We start from the raw sequence: 23,374 nt of genomic DNA, 5'->3' as shown, positions 1-23,374 counted from the left end.
AGAAAATCTGGAAACTATCATTTTACAAAATCAATACCCTCTCCCCTAACGAAGACGGATGCTGGTTTCTAGACGTTCGCCCATCACAATATGACGAGAGGCATGAATCAGTGCGTAGCCGCACTGTCTGTTGAGGGAAGTTTCAGTATTCCAGGCTGCGGAGAGTGCTCAGGGGTGGAAGCGGTAGTCCCTTCGCTGTCAGCCCCGGTCGGGAAAATGGCATCGGGTACGCTCGGCGCCGTAACCGGTACAGTGGCTTTGTCAGGCGTTGCAGAAGGCACGGTCGGCGTGTTCACTGAGGGTACAACAGCGGCAGGGGTCGGTTCCATTCCCGGCGCTCCGAGTGCCTGCTGCTGGACGCCGCCATTAACGATTGGCGTCCCTGCAGCATCCGTCATCCAGGACAGAAGCTTTTTGCGGATCTGGAATTCCAGCTCCACATTCATGTCCTGCATCATCTGATTGGTGAGCGTGTAAAGTTCCTTGCGTGAGGACGGGTCCCGATCTCCTGCGTCCAGCTTGCGCGTAATGCGGGCATGGACGAAGCCAGTATGCTGATTTCCGGCATCGGCTATATTCAGCTGAACATCCATAGCGCCCGTTACTGCATTGTCTCCGACGCGGTTCAGATACGCCTGCTTGATAATGAAGTCGGCTTTACCAGAGCTGCCGCTGGCAATCAGGCGCTGGCTGGCCATGGCTTTCAGAGCCTGGTCGGGTGGGGTTGGTGCTTTGGATGACAGGGCGTCAGGCGTGGCAGGGGCCTCGTCCTGCACGTCAATCGATGCCACGTTCAGATGGATCTGCGAGAGATAGCTGTAATCGAGGGGAGGAAAGGTCTGGTCTGCATCCCCGTCGGAGCAGGCGCTTACACCAAGGGAGAGCAGTAACGCACTCAGACCGGTCCAGTAACGTACGCGCATATCTCTGCCTCCTGAAGGCGTTACAGACGACTGAAAAGGGACTTGAGCCGACTTTTCATTCCCTGTTTAGACGCTTGAGCGGGGGGAGCGGAAGTCGGCTGCTCGATGGGGACGAAGGGTGAAGCCGATGTGTCAGGAGAGATGGGGGTTTCTTCGTCTGATAATTTCGGACGCACCCCGGACGCTTGCCCGACACCAAAATCCTCTGCCATGAACGGCCGCGCTTCACGGATCAGCGCGGCATGTTCGGGATGCCGTGCGTACCAGCTCAGAATCAGGCCTGGGATAATCGCTGCCCCTGGATCATCGCTGATTAGAAGAGGGGCGTCGGGATAATAGAAAGACGGACGCAGTTCTGGAAGGTTGTCGTTCCAGATCAGGTAGAAAACAGTTTCGATATCCTGAAAACGGCTAACACTCAGTGAATTCGTCTGAAATGTAATCTGGGGCAGCAGAGGGAGTGCCGTAAATGGTGAGGCAACAATCAGTGGCCCGCTTCCCCGCTTGGCTGCGAGCAATGCAGCGATCCGGTTCTCGCCAATCTGGCGGCCGTTCGCGCACAACAGTGCTTCTCCGCTATCGGCATGTCCTGAAGACAAAAGAAGAGTGTGGGGCGCATGGCCCTCAAGCCACGAGCCTGAAAGCTCATTAACTGCAATTTCGGGTAAATCTTGGCAGGATGGAAACTCCTGCTCAGGGAGCACAGCCCCAAGGACTCCGGTCGCTACAGGCCAGAAAACAGGATCCATACCTTTCAGAAGACGCCTCCGAACTGATGGATCAAGCGTCAGAACATGACTTGCGCTGTAGTGTTCGCCTTCAAGCCACCAGCAGGCCTGTCGGCCAGTATCCTCTTCAGTGAAAACCACAACGCTGAAATCATCCGTTACCGGCGTTCGGGAGAGGGGGATCCAACCCTGATAGAGCTGCTCGACCGGAAAGCCATCGAGCTTCACGTTATCAAGCAGGGGAAGCGTCATTCAGTCCGTTCTCCGAGTTCGTCCCGCGTGAAGCGGAAACCGACGTTACAGAATTCACAGTTCATCGTGATGGCGCCATTTTCGACCATGTGGTCGAGATCGTCATCAGGGAATGTCTCCAGAACGGATGCCAGCCGGGCCCGGTTGCACCGGCAGCCATAAGCCAGTGCGCGCGGCGTCCCGCTACGGACATCCAAGGTGCCGAAAAGCCTGTGAACCAGCCGTTCGTTTGAAAGCTCCGGATTTAGGATTTCCTGCTCCGTCAGCGTTCCGGCCAGCGTGCAGGCTGTCTCCCAGGCATCCTCGTCCTGTTCGGAAGACTCGATGCCCCCTTCGGCCGCTATCCGCTCCAGAACCAGCGCGCCGGCCTTCCAGCCATCCGCTGATTTTGCACAGAACAGCCGGATCCAGCAGTCATGCTGTTCGCTGGTCTGGAAGTAGTTCACGGCCATGTCCGCCAGCGTCGTGCCGCTCAGGTCCACAATGCCCTGATGGCGGTCCATGTCCGGGCCCTGATCGATGGTGAAGGCCATGTAGCCGTCGCCCAGAAGCTCCTTGGCAGTTCCGGGCAGCGCATCACGATCGGCATCCTCACGCAGACGCGCAAAAAACCGCAGATCTCCGCTATCCGTCGCATCCGCCACGAGCATGGAGACCGGGCCATCGCCCTTGATCTGAAGCGAAAAGGCCCCCTTGAACTTCAGGGCCGACACCATCGCCGCCACGAGCGCCAGAGCTTCGCCCCCAAGCTGTGAGACAGCATCGGGATTGTCATGCCGCGACAGAATCGCATTGGCCAGAGGCCCAAGCCGCACCAGACGCCCGCGCACCGGAGAGCGTTCCAGATAGAATGGCGTAACACCGCCCGAGACGACCATGTTCGGAACGTCAGGCCGGTTCATGTCGAGGAATGGTGGGGTATCCATCAGTCGTTTTCTTTCCCGAGAGCCCAGAGCAGCAGGCCCTTCTGCGTGTGCAGGCGGTTCTCCGCCTCATCAAAGACAACGGACGCCGGGCCCTCAAAGACTTCTGGCGTCACTTCCTCTCCGATATGGGCAGGCAGGCAGTGCAGGAACAGGGCATCGGGCGCAGCTTTTGCCATCAGCGCCGCATCGACCTGATAGGGCTGGAACACCTTGAGCCGCGTTTCGCGGTCCTTGTCGCCCATGCTCACCCAGGTATCCGTCAGCACCGCATCTGCTCCGGCCACGGCTTCGGCAGGGTCCCGGAAGACTTCAATTGTTGCGCCATGCGCCCGTGCCCATTCCACGGCCTCGGGGTTGGGGGCAAAACCTTCAGGCGTGGCCAGACGGACATTGAAGCCGAGAAGAGCCGCACCTTCCATCAGGGACGTGGCAACATTGTTGCCATCCCCGATCCAGGCCAGCGTTTTCCCGCGGATCGGGCCGCGATGTTCCTCGAATGTCAGGACATCCGCCAGAATCTGGATCGGATGGGAGACGGGCGTCAGGCCGTTGATGACCGGAACCGAGCTCCACTTCGCGAGTTCGCGCAGATTGGCGTCATTCCCGGTCCGCAGAACGATCACGTCCAGAAAACGCGACAGGACGCGGGCCGTATCCGCCACGGTCTCACCCCGGCCAAGCTGCATATCGCCGGGAGAGAGAACTGAGACGAAACCGCCAAGCTGTCCCATCCCGACTTCGAACGAGACGCGGGTGCGTGTCGAAGGCTGGGCCAGGATCAGGCCGAGGCTGCGGCCTGCCAGCGGGCGATCCGGATGCAGGGGCTGCTGGCGACCGTTCTGCAGGGCCTTGACCTTCGCCGAAAGGTCGATGATCTGCCGGATGACTTCGGGGCTGAAATCCCGCAGATCCAGAAAATGTCTTGGCGCCAGGGGTGCTGCTGTTGTGCTCACGATGCGGTCTCCTGTGTTGCCGGGGCTTTCAGGGACAGGGCAGCCTTCACGAGCCGCTCGCAGGCTTCACGGCACTCGGCTTCCGTCACGACCAGCGGCGGAACAAGACGCAGCACATTGTCTCCAGCGCTCACGGTCAGGAGTTCCTGATTCAGAACCGCCTGCATGACGTCGCCCACAGGCGGCACACAGTGCAGGCCGCGCATCAGCCCAAGACCACGCACATCGTCGAAAACGCCTTCCGAACGGCGCACGACGTCTTCCAGCATCTTGCCGAACGCATCTCCGACTGTGCGAACATGCTCCAGAAAACCGGGGCTCAGGATTTCTTCCAGAACGGTCGTACCAGCCGCGCAGGCCAGCGGATTGCCGCCGAAGGTCGTTCCGTGGGAGCCCGGCGTCAGGTGCCGCGCCAGCTCTTCCGTCGCAAGAACGGCACCGAGCGGGAAGCCCCCACCAATGCCCTTGGCTACGGAAATTACGTCCGGACGGATGCCATACCATTCATGCGCGAACAGCTTGCCCGTCCGGCCCACACCGGTCTGGACTTCATCAAAACCCAGATACAGCCCGTATTCGTCACAGACGGCGCGCAGTCCTTCCATGAACTCGCGGGTTGCGGGCTTGATGCCGCTCTCACCCTGAACAGGCTCGACGATGATGCCGGCTGTGTGCGGCGTGATGGCCTCACGCAGCGTGTTGGTGTTGTTGAACGGCGCATGGTCGAACCCTTCCACCACAGGGCCAAAGCCCTTGAGGTAGGCGGGGTTGCCCGTTGCCGAAATCATGGCGAGCGTCCGGCCGTGGAATGCTCCGTCGAAGCACAGGATGCTGGTCCGCTCCGGATGCCCGTTCTCGAACTGGGCGCGGCGGATCATTTTGACCATGCCTTCATTGGCTTCGGCACCCGAATTGCAGAACAGCACGGAATCCGCGAACGTGTTCTGCACCAGCAGTTCCGCCAGCTTCTCAGCTTGGGGGACCCTGTACAGGTTCGAGACATGCATAACCTTCGCGGCCTGTTCCGCAATGGTCTTCACCAGCTTCGGATGGGCATGTCCCAGCGAGGTCACGGCAATCCCGGCCCCGAAATCCAGATATCGTCGCCCGTTCGTCGCCGTCAGCCAGACGCCTTCGCCCTGCTCGAAAGCGAGGTCGGCACGTTTGTAATTCGGCATCAGCGCGGGGATCATGATGGATCTCTGAATATCTGGTTGAAAACGAAACGGTTTATGCGGAATCGCAAAACCCTGCTCTGGTTGCCCGGAGCAGGGCTTCAAGTTCCGCAGGCCCATAGTGAAGGGCAGAACGGGGATCCGTCAAACCCCGACGCAACAGAATGTCGCAGTTAACCCGGCAGGTCAGACCCGCTGATACAGCAGATCCCGCGCCAGCCAGCACCCGACCCGCACCGCCGTCACGCTGCCACCCTGCCGTTCGAACGCCAGCGTCCAGTCTCCGGGAGCCGTGTGATCAAGCGCGCGCGGGCAGGGCAGACCCCAGACATCCCGCGCCAGACGCTGAAGCATTTCCATCCGGCCATCCCCCAGAATCCCCGAGAACCCGCCATAAACCACGCCACCCGCCAGTGTGACGGTCACTTCGGCCTCGTCCAGCTCCTCGCAGCGATAGATGCCCGCCAGTTCGGCAATATCCTCGCCGGGCGTCTCGTCGCAGCGTATGAGGAGGCTCGTCCGGTTTTCGCCCGGACGCTCCACCACGACTTCCGGACCCTCCGCAGTTTCCTGCGCTTTCACAACGACCGACCCCGCCTCGGCCCGCGTTGCCGAAACCCCTTCCAGAAGCTCCGGCACCATCAGATAGCGCAGCTTTGCTCCGCCCGGTGCGGGCTCGATTCGGGCCGACAGCCCCGTCTCCCGCTCCAGATAGGTGCCATACAGCGCCGTCGGAGGCTGCGTGCTGCGATCCGGCTCGTAAGGAACACCCAGAGCCGCCGCCAGAATCTGTGCGGCCGCAACCTGAGCCGCATTCATGTGATTGAACATCACCACGACTGACAGACGTTCGGACGCCACATGCAGCCGATGGGACCGCCAGCCCCGCAACGCACCGCCATGCATCGTCACGTCCCGGCCGAACATCGTGCTCCGTTGCAGGCCGAATCCATAAGGCGCCGCCTGACCGTCGCTGAACGCCACAGGCGCGGTCAGACGCCGGTACAGACTGTCCGGCGCGTCGCGTGTGGCGTCAATGAACCGCTCCCAGGCGATCATGTCGTCCAGAGATGCCCCCAACCCGGCATCTCCCGTCCAGATGACATTGTTGACCGCTGGACGGAAGCCGCTCTCCACGGTTCCTTCATAGCCGACTGTCCCATCCGGCATGGCACGCGTATCGGCTGCCAGAATGGCGCGTTCCATGCCAACCGGATTGAAGATTGACGTCTGGAGCAGCTCGGCAAAGCTGCGTTCCGTCCGGTCCTGAAGAATGTCGGAAATCAGCCGGAAATTCTGGTTTACATAGGAATAGGACGTGCCGGGCTGAAACTGGAGCGTCCGTGTTCCTTCAATGACACGCCGGGCCTCACGGTCCCCGAAATCGCCTTCGATCGGCGCGCCGTGCAGCATCGCCACGGCCCAGTAATCCCGAAGCCCCGACTGGTTATGCGCCAGATGCAGCATCCCCGGCGAAGGTTCGTCGAGCTGCGGCAGACGCGCATCCACATCCGCGTCCAGCTCCGACGGGTCGTCATACAGGTCCAGCAATGTCCCGCAGGTGAACTGCTTGGTGATGGAGCACATGCGAAACAGCGTGGACGGCGTAAACGGAATGCGGCGCTCCACATTCGCATAGCCCCAGCCATGCCGCACCAGAACCTCGCCGTCCTTCAGAACGGCCACAGCCCCGCCGGGGCCGGGAAAACGGACAGAGAGGGCGGAGACGGCCGCTTCAAGACGGGCAGAAAGTGAATCGCTCATGGATGGAATGATGGCTCCAGACCGGCTTGCCGTAAATGCCTTTCACCCGGCATAATTGTCCCATCATGGAGGACAATCCCGCCCCGCCCCCCGTTCCTGATGCCGCGTCCCTGCGTGAGGCCGCGCTGGCGCATCTCGCCCGCTTCGCCACGACCGAACAGGGCCTGCGTCAGGTGCTGGACCGTCGTCTGCGCCGCTGGGGTGTGCGCGCGTCGCATGCTGGTCTGCCGAACGAAGACATCGAATCCGCCATCGCCGTCCTGCGCCCGGCCATCGACGCAATCGTCGCGTCCATGACCGATCTGGGCGCCGTGGACGATGCCGGCTATGCCCGCAGCCGTGCCACCAGTCTGACCCGGACCGGTCGCTCCCGTCGTGCGGTGGAAGCGCATCTCGCCAACAAGGGGGTCGATCAGGAGACTGTCCGCGACGCCCTCAACGACTCGCTGGGCGAACAGTCGGACAGCACCGCACGGGAGGCGGAACTCGCCGCTGCCCTCGTTCTGGCCCGCAAGCGCCGCCTCGGCCCGTTCCAGCGGCCCGACCGGGAAGAGGAAGATCCGCTCAAGGCGCTGGGCGTCTTCGCCCGTAACGGCTTCTCCCGTGATGTCGCGCAGAGCGTGCTCGACATGGACCCCGATGAAGCGGAAGACCGCATCATCGCCTTCCGAAGTCTGTAGAAGATGACGATGTCCCGCTTCCTCCGCTGCCTGCCTCTCGGCCTGCTTGCGCTCCTCGCGGCCTGTGGCAACCACTACGAATACAGCCGTGCCAGCTTCAACGGCCCGCTGCAATGCGCGCCCTATGCCCGCGAACGCACCGGGCTGAAACTGAGCGGAAGTGCGGCCTCATGGTGGGGACAGTCCAGCGGGCGCTATGCCCATACCCATATGCCTCGTCCCGGAGAAGTGCTGGTTTTCCGCGCCACATCCCGTGTTCCCAGCGGCCATGTGTCCATCGTACGCCGACAGGTTTCAGACCGCACGATCCTCGTCGATCATGCCAACTGGGAGCCCGGCCGCATCGACCACGCCGTACCCGTGACGGATGTGTCCGCCCGCAATGACTGGACGCTGGTGCGGGTCTGGTGGGCGCCTGTTCATGGTCTGGGAAAGCGCGCTTATCCGACCTACGGCTTCATTTCATCGCATGACAGTGACGACGCTTCCTGAGAGGAATGCTTGCACAATCGTTCAAGCCTTGCCACATGATGAGGCCTCGGGTGGATGCCCTCGCTTTTCGGAGTAACACACTATGGGTAGCATGAGCCCCGTTCACTGGCTGATCCTGGCGGTGGTCCTGCTCGTCGTGTTTGGCGGCGGCGGCAAGATCAGCGGCCTGATGGGAGACTTCGCGAAGGGCATCAAGTCCTTCAAGAAGAACATGGCCGACGATGAATCCATGACCGCGACCGACGCCCCGCAGGCTCCGGGTCATATTTCGCCACCGAACCAGAATCCCGGCTACAGCCAGACAACCAACAGCGAAACGCACCGCAATCAGGTCTGATGCAGAACCTCAAGGTTGATGAAAGCTGGGGCAATGCCAGCCGCCAGATCGTGCAGGCCGGCCAGCGGATGGACCAGCGCGGCTGGGTTCCGGCCACAGCGGGCAATCTGTCGTGCCGTCTGCCGGACGGACGGATCGCCATTACGCGCTCGGGCGGCCACAAGGGCTTCCTGACGGACAGCGACGTCATCGAGATCACGCCGGACGGTGTGCCGGTCGATCCCGCCAACCGCGCCAGCGCGGAAACGCTGCTGCACACGCAGCTTTACGCCCATGATCCCGCGATCGGGGCCGTCCTGCATGGCCATTCCGTCGCCGCGACCATCCTGTCCATAGATGAGCCGTCCGACGCGATCACGCTGGCAGGCTACGAGGTCCTCAAGGTCTTCGAAGGCCAGACGACCCACGCCACCAGCCTTGAACTGCCCCTGTTCCACAACGATCAGGACATTGCCCGGCTGGCCACGGTCGTCGCACCGAAGCTTGCGGACATGCGTCTCGGTTACCTGATCCGCGGTCATGGCGTTTATGTCTGGGGCAAGGACATGTTCACCGCTCTGGCCCGTCTTGAAGGGCTTGAGTTCCTGCTGGCCTGCGAACTCGCCCGTCTGCAGAAGAAAGCCTGACCATGAGCCGCCTGACCGTCTATCGCGATGATGCCCCCGATGCGATCCTGCTGGACGTCACCACGCCCGGCGAGATCGCGGAGACCCTGCGTCCCCACAACATCCGCTTCGACCGCTGGTCCGCTCCCGTCACACCAGCGCCGGACGCTCCGGCGGAAGAGGTTCTGGAGGCCTATCGTCCCTATCTCGATACACTGATGGGTGAGACGGGCGCAGGCAGCGCGGACGTGGTGCGGATCAACGCATCCACGCCGAACCTTCCGGAACTTCGGAAAAAATTCCTGTCCGAACATACTCATAGCGAAGACGAAGTCCGCTTCTTCGTGCACGGGCAGGGCACGTTCGTCCTGCATATCCGCGGGCGCGTCTATTCCGTCCTGTGCACACAAGGGGACCTGATTTCCGTGCCCGCTGGCATCCCGCACTGGTTCGACGCCGGGCCGAACCCGGACGTGGTGGCCCTGCGAGTCTTCACCGACACGACAGGCTGGATCGCGCAATATACCGGCGATGACATCGCCAACCGCTTTCCCGCTGAAGTTCCCTGAAAGTCCCCCATGATCCGTCTCGTCCTGCTTGATATCGAGGGCACAACCCTGCCGATCTCTTTCGTGCGGGACGTCATGTTCCCCTATGCCGCAAAAGCCCTGCCGGCCCTGCTTCAGGACCACACGAACCCAACGGTCGTGGCGGCGCGCGCGGATATCGTTATGGAATATCCGGGGCAGGACCCGCTGAAGGTCTGCGAGGACTGGATGAAAGCGGATGTTAAAGCGGCGCCGCTCAAGACGCTTCAGGGCCTGACCTGGCGTCAGGGTTTTGAGGATGGAACCCTTCAGGCCGATCTGTATCCGGATGTCCCGCCCGCCCTGAAAGCGTGGTCGGAAGGGGGGCTGCGTCTGGCGGTCTACTCGTCCGGCTCCATCCCATCGCAGAAGCTGCTGTACGGCCACACGGCACAGGGTGACCTGACGCCTCTGTTCGAGGACTTCTTCGATCTTTCGACCGGCGGTAAAAAAGACGCTGCCTCCTATGAAAAGATCACGGCCGCCGTCGGCCTGCCCGCAGACGAAATCCTGTTCCTGTCCGATATCGGCGCAGAACTGGATGCAGCCCAGCGCGCAGGCATGACCGTCTGTCAGCTCGTCCGTGAGCGGGACGGCACCGTCCCTCATCCGGGTGTCGCGCAGGCTCCTGACCTGAACGCCGTCTCCCCACAGTTCGGCCTGCCTGTCGCATGAGCCTGCATACAGACTGGCGCAATATTCCCGCTTCTGCCCGTAATACGGTTGCAGCGCTCGGCAATTTTGATGGCGTGCATCGCGGGCATGTCCATCTGCTCGAAACACTGCGGATGGCGCGCCCCGACCACCCGCTCTCGGTCGTCACTTTCGATCCGCATCCCCGAACGCTGTTCCGCCCGCAGGACCCGTCCTTCCGCCTGATGCTGCCGGGCATCCGTGCCGCCGCTCTCGCGGAGCAAGGGGTGGAGCATGTGTTCCAGATCCCATTCGATGCGGAGTTCTCGCATCTGAGTGCCGAGCGGTTCGTGGACGACGTTCTGGTGAACGGCCTCGGCGTGGCGCATGTGGCCTGTGGAGCGGATTTTGCGTTCGGTCATCGCCGTACCGGCAATATCGAGCGCCTTGAAACTTTTCTCTCGCCTCATGGAATCGGCCTGACCATCGTGCCACAGCTCTCCGATGAAGGCGGCCCGATCTCCTCAAGCCGTGTCCGGCGCCTGTTGCAGGAAGGTTATCCCCAGCGCGCGGCGCAGGAGCTCGGCCGTCCCTGGAGCATCACCGGTCCCGTCATGCACGGAGACCAGCGCGGACGTCTCCTTGGCTTCCCGACCGCCAATATCCCCCTGACGCAGCATGTCGAGCCTGCCCGCGGCGTCTACGCGGCCCGCGTCACATTGCCGGATGGCCGCATCGTCTCCGGCGTCGCCAATATCGGCCGCCGTCCGACCATCAATGATGGTCAGGAAAGCCGGCTTGAAGTCCATCTCTTCGATTTCAACGAAGACCTGTACGGCCAGACCCTCAGCGTCGCTCTCATCGCCCTGCTGCGTGAGGAAAAGAGGTTTTCCGGTCTTGACGAACTCAAGGCCCAGATCGCCTGTGATGCCGCGCAGGCCCGCTCTATTCTGGGTATCTGACACACACCCGGATCTGGTCTTTCCAGTGTCTTCAAAACCCCTTTCCCCGCCCGGGAAAGGGGTTTTTTTGTTGCGTATCGTTCTGTGTCATTTATGCCACGGTTTGATATGGAGAATGAGAATCTTTCGCAATTTTGCTGAATCAGTATTGAGAATTAGTCGCATTAACCCTTTAAGGGCATCATCAGTTTCCGTTTTCAGGATCATGATCCGATGTCGTCCAGAACACCTCGCCATTCTTTGGGCCCGCTATCCCTTGCTGCCGGTCTGACACTTGTCTGCACTGCCGCCCATGCACAGGACGATACCCGGCATCATCACAAAGCCCGTCGTCACCCGGCTCCCAAAAACGACGCAGCTAGCTCACAGACGCCCAAGGCTCTCCCGCCGAAAGCCGCCACATCAGGGATTGCTCCAAAAACGGCGGACAACGGCATCGTCGCAACGCCTGAGGAAACCGAACACCTTCAGGTCGTCGGCTCTCCGATGAACACATTGCAGACCCCCATCGGCATTGGGCGGATGCCGGAAGACGTCATGCACACCCCGCAGACGATCAACGTCGTGCCCAAGCTTCTGATGGAGCAGCAGAACGTCAAATCGCTCGACGAGGCCCTGCGCAACGTGCCGGGCATTACCGCATCGGTCGGTGAAGGCGAAGGCGGCATGGCGGGCGACCAGTTCCTGATCCGCGGTTTCCAGGCCCAGAACGACATCTACGAAAACGGCCTGCGCGATTTCGGCGTCTATACCCGCGACAGCTTCGATTACGACCATGTCTCGGTCATCAAGGGGCCGTCCTCGGAAGTCTTCGGTAATGGGACGACGGGTGGCGCCATCAACATCACCACCAAGGTGGCCCATCTCGGGGACAGCTATGGTGGCAGCTTCTCGGGCGGCTCTGCGGATTACTATCGCGGCACGCTCGATTTCAACAAGCAGATCGGGGATTCCACGGCCATCCGCATCACGGGCATGGGCAACGAGAACAATACGGCCGGTCGGGACAACGTCTTCTCCCATCGCTGGGGCATCGCACCTTCGATCGCCTTCGGTCTGGGCAAACGCACGACCTTCACGCTGGAATATTTCCACCAGACGGACAACCGCGTGCCGGATTATGGCGTGCCGGTCGTAACCAAACCGGGCACAGCCATTGCGAAGCCGCTGACGGAATATGGCCTCAACCGCAACAACTGGTACGGCACGAGCTACGATCAGGATGCCTCCAATGTGGACATGCTGACGGCGCGCCTGAAATTCGACCTGAACAAGAACATCACATTCTACAACGATGCGCGCGGCGGCATGTACAGCCGGTACTTCTCCGCGTCACAGCCGGGCTGCGATACGACCTGCGCCGCCAATTATTTCACTGATCCCGAAGCCGCGACCATCAACCGCCGTGGTCATCTGGGCGGTCCGGAGCCTTATCAGCAGAACGACTGGTCCGTGCAGGACGTGTTCTCGGGCATCGCGAAGTTCTCGACCGGCAGCATCCGTCACCAGATCATCGCCGGCGTCGATATTTCGCATGTCTATGACCGCCGCACGAACTACGCCTACAATTTCAACGGCCAGAACGGCACGCAGACTGACACGACAAGCCTGCTCCACCCTTCCGCCACCCAGCCGGGCCTCCTGCTCGGATCGCTGGGCCAGTACAGCGGCAATCTCGTGAACATCTCTGGTGTCGGTCATGCCATGTACAAGACGGGCGACGCCACCGATGTCGGCGCGTTCTTCTCTGAACAGATGTGGCTGGCACCCTGGTTCTCGATCCGTGGCGGCTTCCGCTGGGATCACTGGGACAGCCACTATTCCGCCAATGGCGGAACGGCCGGTGCCGGCGTGTCTTACGGACAGACACAGGACACATTCAATCCGACCGTCAGCCTGATGTATACGCCCACCAGCAACATCATGGTTTATTTCAACTGGGCGCAGTCCACCACGCCGCTGGGCCTGTATGTGACGAACAGCTCCGAACCCCTGAAATCCTCGACACAGGGTTTCAGCCCCGAGCGCAGCAGCCTTTACGAACTGGGCGCGAAGTATAACGCCTTCCATGGTCGCATGGGCTTCGCGGCCTCCATCTTCCGTCTGGAAAAGGGCAACGCGCTCATGACGGACCCTTCGACGGGGGATGTGTCCTCGTCCAGCGACCGGCAGCGCAACCAGGGCGTCGAACTCAGCGTCTCGGGTGAAATCCTGAAGAACTGGACCATGATCGGCACCTACGCCTATTACGACGCCACGACCGTCTCGTCCCTGACGGCGGCTGATGTCGGCAAGCGTATCCAGTACGCGCCGAAGAACTCGGCCACCATCTGGTCTACCTATACGATAGCTCCGAACCGTCCCTGGAACGTCACGTTCGGCGGTGGTCTGACCTGGCGTGATGGTGTCTACCTGAACGCCACCAATACAGCGGCCGTGCCTGCCACGGTGGAATGGGACGCCGTTATTTCCCACAATTTCGGCAAGCGCTGGCGCGTGGCCATGAACGGCTACAACCTCGACAACCGCCTGAACTACAGCAACCTGTTCAGCGACCGCGCGACCCCAGCTGTCGGACGCTCCTTCCTCTTCAATCTTTCGGCGAATTACTGACCGAAACAGCCTCGCCTGAAGGAGAAATCCCCATCTCCCTCAGGCGTTCATGCACCTGCTTCAGCAGGTCCGCATCGCCTTTCGGCCCCAGCGCCGTCAGTTTCTGGTCCATCGCCAGTAGGATGTCGGACGTCGCATCCACGACCGCCTGACGCCACCAGCCCAGCGCCTCATCAACCTTCCCGGCATCGACAAGTGCTGTGGCATGATTGTGCTGCCCACGATAATCGCCCCCTTCCGCGGATCTGCGATACCAGTCCAGCGCCGCCACCCGGTCCTGTGACAAAACCCATCCTTCTTCCAGAAAGCGCGCATACAGGTTCATGGATTTTGCATGGCCGTTATTCGCTGCCGTGCGGAACAGATCCAGCGCCCGCGCCAGATCCGGCTCCATGCCGATCCCGCGCATGGTCATGATGCCCAGATTGTACCGGCCCCATTCGTCTCCCGCGCCAGCTGCGGCCTCGTAACAGCGCGCGGCCTGCTGAAGATCTTTCTCACAGCCCCAGCCGAACTGGAAACACCGCCCGCGCATGTTGTGTCCCGGGCCGAACCCGGCATTGGCCGCGATCGTGAACCATTCCACCGCTGCCATCGGATCACGTGGAACATACACGCTGTCCAGCAGCACCTGTCCCCACTGTACGATCTGAAGATGCTGTCCCTTGAGCGCGCCCTGCCTGATTTCCTCGATCTGCGGTGGCAGGGCAGGAGGCTCGGGACGGCGCGTCGGCGCCCTGCGGCCCAGCAACTTCCGGACGATCCGTTTCATCAGGGTGCCGGCACGATCTGCTGGACCTCAAACCCGTCCTTGCGGAGCAGGGCGGGCAGTCCCTTCGGCCCCGCCATGTGCAGGGAACCAACCGCCGCGAACAGGGAGGTCCCGCTCTCATGGATCTTCGCGATTTTTTCCGCCATGCCGACATTTCGGTCATCCAGAAGCCGGGACATGAAACGGCGTTCCTGTGCCGTATTCAGGCAGTCGCACCAGTCCTGATAACGGTCCAGTCGCTTCACGTCGCTTGAGGCCCACATCTGGGTCAGCTTGCGGTTCTCGGCCTGCGTCTTTCCGGTCGAGACGCCCTTGACGATATCATCAATAAACGCATCTTCATCCGCCTGATCCGGACCGATCAGCAGATCCCGCTGCATCTGCACCGTCTCCAGCCCGATCAGAGGCTTTTTCAGACTTCCCGCCATGCCCTGCAGAACGGCATCCACCGCATAATCCGGATAATATCCATCCTGGCGTGACGCCAGGGATTCGACACCGGCCGCTTCCACGCCAACCGCCACGTGCGCGAACGCAGCACTCGGCACGCATTGCTGATCCATGAGCGCATCCACTTTCGCCTTGCGCCCCGACTGCACGAGATGCGCCCATCGGGCGGGATCTTCCGGCTGGCGCAGTGTGGTCGCGGTGTCGGGCGCATTCAGATCAAGTTCCAACGCGACCTCGCTGCTATGCAGGATCGCAGCGCGCGTCAGCGGACCCGGCAGCAGCCAGTCCTGCTTTGCGACATGCAGCGTTCCATACAGCCACGATGAATGGCCGTCCTTCGTCACCTTCCACAGGAAACCGCGGTCCGGCGATGTCTGGAACATCTGTGCCATCCGGCTTTTGTCCGGCACGCTCGCCGGCGCCGGACAACGGGGCGCCTGCGCATGGGCGGAAGATCCAAATCCCGCACAAAGACCGAGGACAAGCCCGGCAACGGACTGGAAAAGACGATGTGACTGCACGGATCTGCCTTCTGCAAAAAGCACCATATCCGGCATCATCCGCCACTCCTGCCATCCCCGCAACCCGCCTCCGGAAGCTGTCCTGAGACAGGCCCGCATTGCTGCTTCCCTTAACCCCGGACTTGACCGGATTGGCTCCCGATCTCCATATGGTCCCCCCTTAGTGTGAATGACCGAAACTGGCCCGTCTCTCATGTCCGACAAGACCCCCGATCCTTCCGTCGCCGCCTTCAAGGAACAGCAGGACCGCTACCGCGATACCGTGTTCCTTCCCCGCACCGGTTTTCCGATGCGCGGTGGCCTGCCCAAACGGGAGCCGGACACGCTCGTCCGCTGGGCCGCAACGGGTCTGGACGAGAAGATCCGCGAGGCCGGAAAGGGACGTCCCGTCTTCACACTCCATGACGGACCGCCCTACGCCAACGGCCACATTCACATCGGACACGCCCTGAACAAGGTGATGAAGGACGTCATCAACCGCGCCCATCGCATGTCGGGGTATGAGGTCCGCTATCTTCCGGGCTGGGACTGTCACGGCCTGCCGATCGAATGGCGGATCGAGGAACAGTACCGCAAGGTTGGCAAGGACAAGGATCAGGTGCCCCTGCTCCAGTTTCGCGCAGAATGCCGCCAGTACGCTGCTGAATGGGTGCAGAAGCAGGCCGAGGGTTTCAAGCGCATTGGTGTGCAGGCCGAATGGGCCAACCGCTATGTGACGATGGACTTCAGTTCCGAAGCCAAGATCGTCGACGAGATCGGCAAGTTCCTGCTCAATGGCAGCCTCTATCGCGGCCTGCGCCCCGTCATGTGGAGCCCGGTCGAGAAGACGGCACTGGCCGAAGCCGAGATCGAATATCACGACATCGACTCCACCACGATCTTCGTGGCCTTCCCGGTCATCAAGGATCCGACGCCCGCCCACGCCCTGAACGGCGTCTCGGCCGTCATCTGGACGACCACGCCCTGGACCATCCCGGCCAACCGCGCGCTCGCTTACGGTCCGGACATCACCTACGTAGTTCTGCGCGTTGACGAGACGAACGAGAACAGTGTCGTTCCGCAGGGAGCGAAACTGCTGGTGGCTGAAGACCGTGTGGAAGCGTTCTGCACGGATGCTGGCATCACGGCGCATCATATTCTTTACACCCTCCCCGGCAACGGCCTCGAAGGTGCGGTCTGCGCTCATCCGCTACGCGGTCGTGGCTACGAATATGACGTGCCGATGCTGCCGGGTGAGTTCGTCACGACCGATGTCGGTACGGGCCTCGTCCACATGGCGCCGTCCCACGGTCAGGACGATTTCATGCTCTGCCGCCAGTACGGCGTTGAAGTTCCCGAACTGGTGGAAGACGATGGCCGTTACGCGCCATGGGTTCCGCATCTCGCTGGCATCCATGTTTTTAAGGCCGCTGACCCGGTCTGCGACCTGCTGACCGAAGCCCGTCAGTCCGCCGAACATGACGATGCCCCTGCCAACGGCCTCATGGCGCGCGGGACGGTCCGTCATTCCTATCCGCATTCCTGGCGCTCCAAGGCCCCGATCATCTTCCGCGCGACGCCACAGTGGTTCATCGCGATGGATGGCGAGACGAAGCTGCGCGAAAACTCCCTGAGTGCGCTGGATAACATTACTTTCGTCCCGGAAGCGGCCCGTCGTCGCCTGACCTCCATGATCGAGCAGCGCCCCGACTGGTGCATTTCCCGGCAGCGCGCCTGGGGCGTGCCGATTGCGGTCTTCGTTGAGAAGCGCACCGGCGATGTCCTGCGCGATCCGGCCGTCATGCAGCGTATCGTCGAGGCCTTCCGCGAGAAGGGTGCGGATATCTGGTATGAAGCTGATCCGGCGCTCTTCCTGGGTGAAGGCCGTGATCCCGCCGATTACGAGCAGGTTTTCGACATCGTGGACGTCTGGTTCGAAAGCGGCTCCACCCATCGCTTCGATCTTGGGCAGAAAGGCCTGAACTTCCCGGCCGATCTCTACCTTGAAGGCTCTGACCAGCATCGCGGCTGGTTCCAGTCCTCCCTGCTGGAAAGCGTGGGCACGATGGGCGTCGCACCCTACAAGGCGCTCGTGACCAACGGCTTCGTCATGGACGAGCAGGGCCGCAAGATGTCCAAGTCGCTGGGCAATGTCGTGGCCCCGTCGGACGTGACCGACAGCCTTGGCGCCGATATACTGCGCCTGTGGGTCCTGAACTCCGATACGAACGAAGATCTTCGCATCGGGCAGGAAATCCTCAAGCAGCAGGGTGAGCTTTATCGTCGCCTGCGCAACACGCTGCGCTGGCTGCTTGGTGCCCTTGACGGCTTCACGGCCGAAGAAGCAGTGCCTTACGCCGATCTGCCGCCACTGGAGCAGTATATCCTGCATCGCCTGTCGGAACTGCGGGGCCTGATCGCCCGCGCTGTCGAAACGCATCAGTGGGTTGGCGTCTATCCGGCGCTGCACGGTTTCTGCACCACCGATCTCTCGGCATTCTACTTCGACATCCGCAAGGATGCGATCTACTGCGACGCCCCGTCCGACCCGACCCGCCGCGCTGCCCGCACGGTGCTGGACGTTCTGCATCGCGCGCTCTGCACGTGGCTGGCGCCCGTTCTGGTCTTCACGGCGGAGGAAGCCTGGCAGGCCCGTTTCGGCGAGGAAGACAGCGTGCATCTCGCGCAGTTCTTCGAGCCGGAGGCGGAGTGGAACGACCCGGAACTCGGCAACCGCTGGGAAGACATCCGCGCCTATCGCCGTCTGGTCACGACCGAGCTGGAAACAGCCCGCCGTGACGGGACGATCGGCTCCTCGCTCGAAGCCAGCGTCACATTGCCGCTGTCGCAGGATGAAGCCGGGATCTTCGGTGGGCTGGACTGGGCCGAACTCCTCATCACCTCCCACGCCGAAACCGAGCTGCTGCCGGGTGATACGGCGCATGGCGGCCCGCAGGTCGAGCGGGCGCCGGGCCATAAATGCGCCCGCTGCTGGAAGGTCCTGCCCGAAGTCGGGGAAGATGCCGAACATCCGGCCCTGTGCCGCCGCTGCATCGATGTGGTGAGCGCCTGATGTCCCTGTGGCATGAGGGCATGAGCCGCACAGGCCGCATGGTTCTGGGCCTTGCCCTGCTGGTTCTGGTCCTCGTTCTGGATCAGGCCAGCAAGGACTGGATCCTGTATGTCTATCATCTGCCGGAACGCGGATCGGTCGAGATCCTGCCGTTCCTGAACTTCACGATGGTCTGGAACCACGCCGTGACATTCGGCATGTTCGGTGGCCTCGGCAGCCGTGGGCCGTGGATTTTCTGCGCGGTCTCCCTGATCGCGGTCGGGCTTCTGGTCTGGACCCTGACCCGCACGAAGCGCACGCTCGTGGCGGCATCCTGTGGCGCAATTGCAGGCGGGGCCATCGGCAACGTCATCGACCGCCTGCGCTATGGGGCGGTCGTGGATTTCCTGCATGCCCATGCTTTTGGCTGGTCATGGTATGTCTTCAATATCGCGGATTCAGGGATTGTCTGCGGCGTCGCCGTATGGCTGATCGACTCCCTTCTCGCCGAGCGGCAGGCCGCCAGAGCTTCGGGCGCGAAGTGATGCGCTTGCGGAACTTTTTCCCATACCCTGCTCCGGCCTTGCTCCAACGTCGCTCGGACTGTAGGAGTGTTTCATCATGATCGCGTCCCAGGGGCCCTCCATGCGCCGTAACCGTCTTTTCATTGCCCGTCTCAGTGTCCAGATGGGTGCCATGGCTTCCGTCGGCCTGCTGCTTTCGGGCTGTTCGGGCGCCGATGTCTCACGCGCGATCGGCCTCGAACGGGCCATGCCCGACGAGTACACCGTCACGACCCGTGCGCCGCTCTCGATGCCGCCCTCCGAGCAGATGCAGCTCCCCGGCGCTGCCGACGCCCATCGCCCGGACGAAAGCCCGCGCATGCAGGCGCTCGAAACCCTGTCTCCTGACACGGCGCTGCACCCGGATTCCGGCAAGGGCAGCACCGGCCAGACCGCACTGGTCGGACAGGTAGATAAGTCCGCCAATGCGCCGAACAACGCCGAACTCGGCGCCGCCGATGCCGGGTTTGTGGACAACCTGATGTTCTGGAACGCTGGCAATGCCGGTTCCGTGGTGGATGGTGACGGTGAAAACCGCCGCATCCGTGAGAACTCTGCGCTGGGCCGCAACCCCGCAGCGGGGGCGACCCCGACGGTCAGGAAGAAGAAAGCCTTCCTCGGCGTTCTCTGAGTATGCTCGTTCCTTCCGCTCCCTGACGGGGCGCAAGGAACGGTTCTGTCTGCCGTCCGGCCCCCGTCCGGACGATGAGGAGGCATCGTGACCGAGGCCCCGTCCTTGTCCCGTCCCACAATCCGACGCCTTTCCGGTCATGTCATCGACCTGATCGCGGCTGGTGAGGTCATCGAGCGTCCTGCCGCTGCGCTGAAGGAACTGGTCGAAAACGCCATTGATTCCGGCGCAACGCGCATCGTGGTTGCCCTGCGCGCGGGTGGAACGGACCGGATCGACGTCACGGATAATGGCTGCGGCATGAGCCCGCTTGAGCTGGAACTGGCTGTCGAGCGCCACTGCACCTCCAAACTTCAGGACGATCATCTCGTCCAGATCCGCACTCTGGGCTTTCGGGGTGAGGCTCTGCCCTCCATCGGCGCCAGTGCACGGCTTTCCATCACTTCCCGCACGCCGGACTCCGACACCGCCTGGTGCATCCGCGTGGATGGCGGCGTCATCACGCCGCCGCAGCCCGCCTCCGGCCCGGTCGGCACCCGTATTGTCGTGACGGACCTGTTCTTCGCCACTCCGGCGCGACGCAAGTTCCTCAAAAGCGCACGGGTCGAGAGCGGCCATGCCGAATCCGTTATGCGGCGGCTGGCTCTTTCCGCGCCACATTGCGCCATGCGCGTCCTGCTCGATGACAAAGTGCTGTTCGACCTGCCCGAGCAGAGCCCCATCACGCGCGCGGCCTCCGTTCTCGACACGACGCCCGACACGCTCATCCCGCTCGACGAACAGCGCGGTGCCGTGCGTCTGTCGGGCTTTGCCTGTGGTCCGGCCCGGACCCGCGCGACCGGATCGGGGCAGTTCATTCTGGTCAACAACCGCCCGGTGACGGACCCGATGCTCCGGACCGCCATCCGCGTGGCCTATCGCCCCGTCATTGAGCGCGGCCGCTTCCCGGTCATGGCACTCCACCTGAAAGTGCCGCTGGAACGGCTGGACGTGAACGTCCATCCCGCCAAAACGGAACTGCGCTTCGCCGATGAAGCCGAAATCCGCTCTCTCGTGATCGGCGGTCTGGGCCGGGCACTGGGGCATGGCTCGAATGGCGGCGGCGGCATCCATGCGAGCTTCGGTGCGCGTCCCTCCATCGTTTACCCTCCGCGCCCCCCTGAGCCACAGGAGAATTTCACCCCGGTTCAGCCCAGCCTCCCAACAGGATCGGAGGCGCGCTCTCTGCTTGCCGCAGAACCTCCGCAGCCCACATCCCGTCTGGGTTTTGCGGAAACGGATCCGGGCTTTGCGCCAGCCGCCCGTGCCCCGCAGCAGCCCGAAGCCCTTGATCCCGCGTTCCCGCTCGGGGCTGCCATCGCGCAGGTCTTCGATACTTATATTCTCTCGCTTGCGCCTGACGGCGACCTCGTCCTCGTAGACCAGCATGCCGCACATGAACGCCTGACCCACGAGCGCCTGCGCGAACAATATGCCAGCGGTGGCACGCTGCGCTCGCAGGCCCTGCTTCTGCCGGAAGTGGTGGATCTGCCCCGCCGCGAAGCGGATGCCCTCATGGCGCGCGCCGGAGACCTCGCAAAACTCGGGATCGACCTTGAATCCTTTGGCCCCGGTAGCGTCCTGCTGCGGTCGGTTCCGGCCCTTCTTGGGGCTCAGGATATTCAGGGCCTTCTGAAGGACGTTGCCGACGAACTGGCCAATGATCCGGATCTGGACGCCGCGAGTACAGGAAGTTTCTCGCATCATCTGGATGCCATTCTGGCGCGAATGGCATGTCATGGCAGCATTCGTGCAGGTCGTCGTCTCAAGCCCGAAGAAATGGATGCCCTGCTGCGTGAGATGGAACTGACACCACGTGCAAATACTTGCTCTCATGGCAGGCCAACCTGGCTCAAACTGACCCGGCGTGAACTTGAACGTCTTTTTGGGCGCGTTAAATAACACGCAGGGTTGAAGAGCGGTTTCTTGAAAAACCATGTAAGGACCAGCGGCGACCACTTTGCCGACAGGGAAAGACAATAGAATGCCAGCGTCATCAAAAGGCAGCTCCGAGGTCAGTAACGCCTCGCTCATTCACTCGCTTCGCGCCATTCTGGGTGCTCGGCATGTCCTGACGAAGCCGGCTGCGACCTATCGCTTCCGCAAAGGATTCCGCTTCGGCATGGGTGATGTGGTCGCGGTGCTTCAGCCGGGCAGCCTTGTCGAGTTGTGGCGTGCCTCCAAACTCTGCGCTGAGGCTGGTCGGATCATCATCATGCAGGCCGCCAATACCGGGTTGACCGGTGGCTCTACACCAGACGGTAATGATTATGACCGTGATGTGGTCATCATCAGCACGAACCGGCTCGACGGCATTCACCTGATCGGTGAAGGCAAGCAGGTCGTCTGTCTGCCGGGCTCCACCCTTCACGATCTGGAAGACAAGCTTGCTGCTATTGGCCGTGAGCCTCATTCCGTGATTGGCTCGTCCTGTATCGGCGCTTCGGTTCTGGGCGGTGTCAGCAACAATTCCGGTGGCGCGCTCGTCCAGCGTGGTCCGGCCTTCACCGAGATGGCCCTGTTCGGCCAGGTGGGTGCGGACGGCAAACTGCATCTCGTCAATCACCTCGGTATCCGTCTCGACGGTAATCCGGAGGAAATCCTCGCCGCCGTGCAGACGGGGCAGCTTCCCGATGCCGCCATCGACTGGCAGGCCGGACGCGGTCACGACGAGAACTACGCCTCCCATGTCCGCGACGTGGATGCCGATACGCCCGCCCGCTTCAATGCCGATCCCAACCGCTGGTACGAAGCCGCGGGCTGTGCGGGCAAGCTGGTCGTGTTTGCTGTCCGTCTCGACACGTTCGAAGCCAACAAGAACCCGGCCGTGTTTTACATCGGGACGAACAACACATCCGACCTTGAAGACCTCCGCCGTCATGCCCTGACGCATTTCGATGAACTGCCAATCGCCGGTGAATATCTGCATCGCGATGCGTTCGACATTGCCGAGAAATACGGAAAGGATACCTTCGCGGTCATCCGCTATTTTGGCACGAAATACCTGCCGAAATTCTTCTCGATGAAGTCGCGCTTCGATGTTTTCGCGCAAAAACTGCCGTTCCTGTCCGATCATTTCAGCGATCTGGCGATGCAGTTTCTCAGCCGCTTCCTGCCGAAGCAGCTTCCCCGGCGCATGTGCGAATACCGTGACCGTTTCGAGCACCACCTGATGCTCAAGGTCTCTGCCCCCATGACCGCGCCTGTCCGGGATTATCTGGAACAGTGGGCATCAGCGACGGGTGGCGCTTTCTTTGAATGTACTCCGGACGAGGGCAAGCGTGCCTTCCTGCACCGCTTTGCCGCGGCTGGCGCTGCCGTGCGGTATCGCGCGGTCCATACGAAAACCGCCGAAGATATCGTGGCGCTCGACGTTGCCCTGCGTCGCAACGACCGTGAGTGGTTCGAGGTCCTGCCCAAGGAGATCGAGGACAAGATCATCGTCAAACTCTATTATGGGCACTTCTTCTGCCACGTGATGCACCAGGATTACGTGATCAAAAAGGGCTACAACGCCATGCAGGTGGAGCACGACATGCTCCCCGGACTGGACGCGCGTGGCGCGCGCTATCCGGCGGAACACAATGTCGGGCATCTCTACAAGGCGCCGGACGAGATGGTCGCCCATTACCGCAGCCTCGATCCCTGCAACTGCTTCAACCCTGGCATTGGCCTTGCGACGAAGAAGCGGAACTGGGTGGCCGAGAGCGTCTGACGCTCCCGGTTCTCCCGGCCCG

21 protein-coding genes are annotated in these 23,374 nt (G+C 61.9%); 13 read left to right on the top strand and 8 right to left on the bottom strand.

The genetic code is table 11. The annotated features are described in order from the left end of the window. Positions 1–107: 107 nt before the first annotated feature. The 6 genes from JK202_RS10660 to JK202_RS10635 form a co-directional block, all read right to left on the bottom strand. Positions 108–923, bottom strand: coding sequence for a hypothetical protein (locus tag JK202_RS10660; RefSeq protein ID WP_211560932.1), 816 nt, complete (start codon positions 921–923; stop codon positions 108–110). Between the two features lie 20 nt (positions 924–943). Beyond that, complete coding sequence (locus JK202_RS10655) at positions 944–1,903, bottom strand: hypothetical protein (RefSeq protein ID WP_211560931.1); 960 nt, start codon at positions 1,901–1,903, stop codon at positions 944–946. After that, positions 1,900–2,829 carry an Hsp33 family molecular chaperone HslO gene (locus JK202_RS10650; RefSeq protein ID WP_211560930.1) on the bottom strand — a complete coding sequence of 310 codons (930 nt, stop codon included), beginning with the start codon at positions 2,827–2,829 and terminating at the stop codon, positions 1,900–1,902. The genes JK202_RS10655 and JK202_RS10650 overlap by 4 nt, the downstream gene beginning before the upstream one ends. Beyond that, a complete protein-coding gene (gene argF / locus JK202_RS10645) occupies positions 2,829–3,782 on the bottom strand; it encodes an ornithine carbamoyltransferase (protein WP_349291855.1) in 954 nt (317 codons plus the stop codon). Before argF ends, JK202_RS10650 begins: the two co-directional genes overlap by 1 nt. Further along, the gene (locus JK202_RS10640; protein ID WP_211560929.1) at positions 3,779–4,975 is read right to left on the bottom strand and encodes an aspartate aminotransferase family protein; all 1,197 of its coding nucleotides are present in this window, start codon (positions 4,973–4,975) and stop codon (positions 3,779–3,781) included. Before JK202_RS10640 ends, argF begins: the two co-directional genes overlap by 4 nt. 168 nt (positions 4,976–5,143) lie before the next feature. Then, the gene (locus tag JK202_RS10635; protein ID WP_211560928.1) at positions 5,144–6,721 is read right to left on the bottom strand and encodes a D-aminopeptidase; all 1,578 of its coding nucleotides are present in this window, start codon (positions 6,719–6,721) and stop codon (positions 5,144–5,146) included. A 65-nt stretch (positions 6,722–6,786) separates the two neighbouring features. Here JK202_RS10635 and JK202_RS10630 point away from each other — a divergent pair, with 65 nt between their 5' ends. The 8 genes from JK202_RS10630 to JK202_RS10595 all read left to right on the top strand — a co-directional run bounded on the left by JK202_RS10630 (position 6,787) and on the right by JK202_RS10595 (position 13,630). After that, positions 6,787–7,401 carry a regulatory protein RecX gene (locus JK202_RS10630; protein WP_211560927.1) on the top strand — a complete coding sequence of 205 codons (615 nt, stop codon included), beginning with the start codon at positions 6,787–6,789 and terminating at the stop codon, positions 7,399–7,401. 3 nt (positions 7,402–7,404) lie between these two features. Next, the gene (locus JK202_RS10625) at positions 7,405–7,893 is read left to right on the top strand and encodes a CHAP domain-containing protein (RefSeq protein WP_211560926.1); all 489 of its coding nucleotides are present in this window, start codon (positions 7,405–7,407) and stop codon (positions 7,891–7,893) included. An 82-nt stretch (positions 7,894–7,975) separates the two neighbouring features. Next, positions 7,976–8,230, top strand: a complete 255-nt coding sequence (locus JK202_RS10620) for a twin-arginine translocase TatA/TatE family subunit (protein ID WP_062108393.1) — start codon at positions 7,976–7,978, stop codon at positions 8,228–8,230. Further along, positions 8,230–8,856 (top strand): methylthioribulose 1-phosphate dehydratase, encoded by a 627-nt coding sequence (locus JK202_RS10615; protein WP_211560924.1) that lies wholly within the window; start codon positions 8,230–8,232, stop codon positions 8,854–8,856. Before JK202_RS10620 ends, JK202_RS10615 begins: the two co-directional genes overlap by 1 nt. Positions 8,857–8,858: 2 nt before the next feature. Beyond that, entirely contained in the window at positions 8,859–9,404 is a 546-nt protein-coding gene (locus JK202_RS10610; RefSeq protein WP_211560922.1) for an acireductone dioxygenase, read from the top strand. A gap of 9 nt (positions 9,405–9,413) precedes the next feature. After that, complete coding sequence (mtnC, locus tag JK202_RS10605) at positions 9,414–10,097, top strand: acireductone synthase (protein ID WP_211560920.1); 684 nt, start codon at positions 9,414–9,416, stop codon at positions 10,095–10,097. After that, on the top strand, positions 10,094–11,017 hold the full coding sequence (locus JK202_RS10600) for a bifunctional riboflavin kinase/FAD synthetase (RefSeq protein WP_211560918.1): 924 nt from the start codon (positions 10,094–10,096) through the stop codon (positions 11,015–11,017). Before mtnC ends, JK202_RS10600 begins: the two co-directional genes overlap by 4 nt. A gap of 213 nt (positions 11,018–11,230) precedes the next feature. Then, positions 11,231–13,630: a TonB-dependent siderophore receptor gene (locus JK202_RS10595; protein WP_211560916.1), complete on the top strand. Its 2,400-nt coding sequence runs from the start codon at positions 11,231–11,233 to the stop codon at positions 13,628–13,630. Here JK202_RS10595 and JK202_RS10590 read toward each other — a convergent pair. After that, on the bottom strand, positions 13,608–14,402 hold the full coding sequence (locus JK202_RS10590) for a tetratricopeptide repeat protein (RefSeq protein ID WP_211560914.1): 795 nt from the start codon (positions 14,400–14,402) through the stop codon (positions 13,608–13,610). The two genes, JK202_RS10595 and JK202_RS10590, sit on opposite strands and share 23 nt — an antisense overlap. Beyond that, the gene (locus JK202_RS10585) at positions 14,402–15,412 is read right to left on the bottom strand and encodes a TraB/GumN family protein (RefSeq protein ID WP_211560912.1); all 1,011 of its coding nucleotides are present in this window, start codon (positions 15,410–15,412) and stop codon (positions 14,402–14,404) included. The genes JK202_RS10590 and JK202_RS10585 overlap by 1 nt, the downstream gene beginning before the upstream one ends. 154 nt (positions 15,413–15,566) lie before the next feature. Here JK202_RS10585 and ileS point away from each other — a divergent pair, with 154 nt between their 5' ends. The 5 genes from ileS (at position 15,567) to dld (ending at position 23,352) form a co-directional block, all read left to right on the top strand. Next, positions 15,567–18,425: an isoleucine--tRNA ligase gene (gene ileS / locus JK202_RS10580; RefSeq protein ID WP_211560910.1), complete on the top strand. Its 2,859-nt coding sequence runs from the start codon at positions 15,567–15,569 to the stop codon at positions 18,423–18,425. After that, positions 18,425–18,949, top strand: a complete 525-nt coding sequence (gene lspA, locus JK202_RS10575; RefSeq protein WP_211560908.1) for a signal peptidase II — start codon at positions 18,425–18,427, stop codon at positions 18,947–18,949. Before ileS ends, lspA begins: the two co-directional genes overlap by 1 nt. A 76-nt stretch (positions 18,950–19,025) precedes the next feature. After that, entirely contained in the window at positions 19,026–19,598 is a 573-nt protein-coding gene (locus JK202_RS10570) for a DUF3035 domain-containing protein (protein WP_211560907.1), read from the top strand. A gap of 87 nt (positions 19,599–19,685) precedes the next feature. Continuing rightward, positions 19,686–21,539 (top strand): DNA mismatch repair endonuclease MutL, encoded by a 1,854-nt coding sequence (gene mutL / locus JK202_RS10565; protein ID WP_211560905.1) that lies wholly within the window; start codon positions 19,686–19,688, stop codon positions 21,537–21,539. Between the two features lie 82 nt (positions 21,540–21,621). Next, positions 21,622–23,352: a D-lactate dehydrogenase gene (dld, locus tag JK202_RS10560; protein WP_211560904.1), complete on the top strand. Its 1,731-nt coding sequence runs from the start codon at positions 21,622–21,624 to the stop codon at positions 23,350–23,352. The last annotated feature ends 22 nt before the right edge of the window (positions 23,353–23,374 follow it).

Source organism: Gluconobacter sp. Dm-62, assembly GCF_018256155.1.
Lineage (GTDB): Bacteria > Pseudomonadota > Alphaproteobacteria > Acetobacterales > Acetobacteraceae > Gluconobacter.
This window is presented reverse-complemented; position numbering and strand designations above follow the sequence as displayed.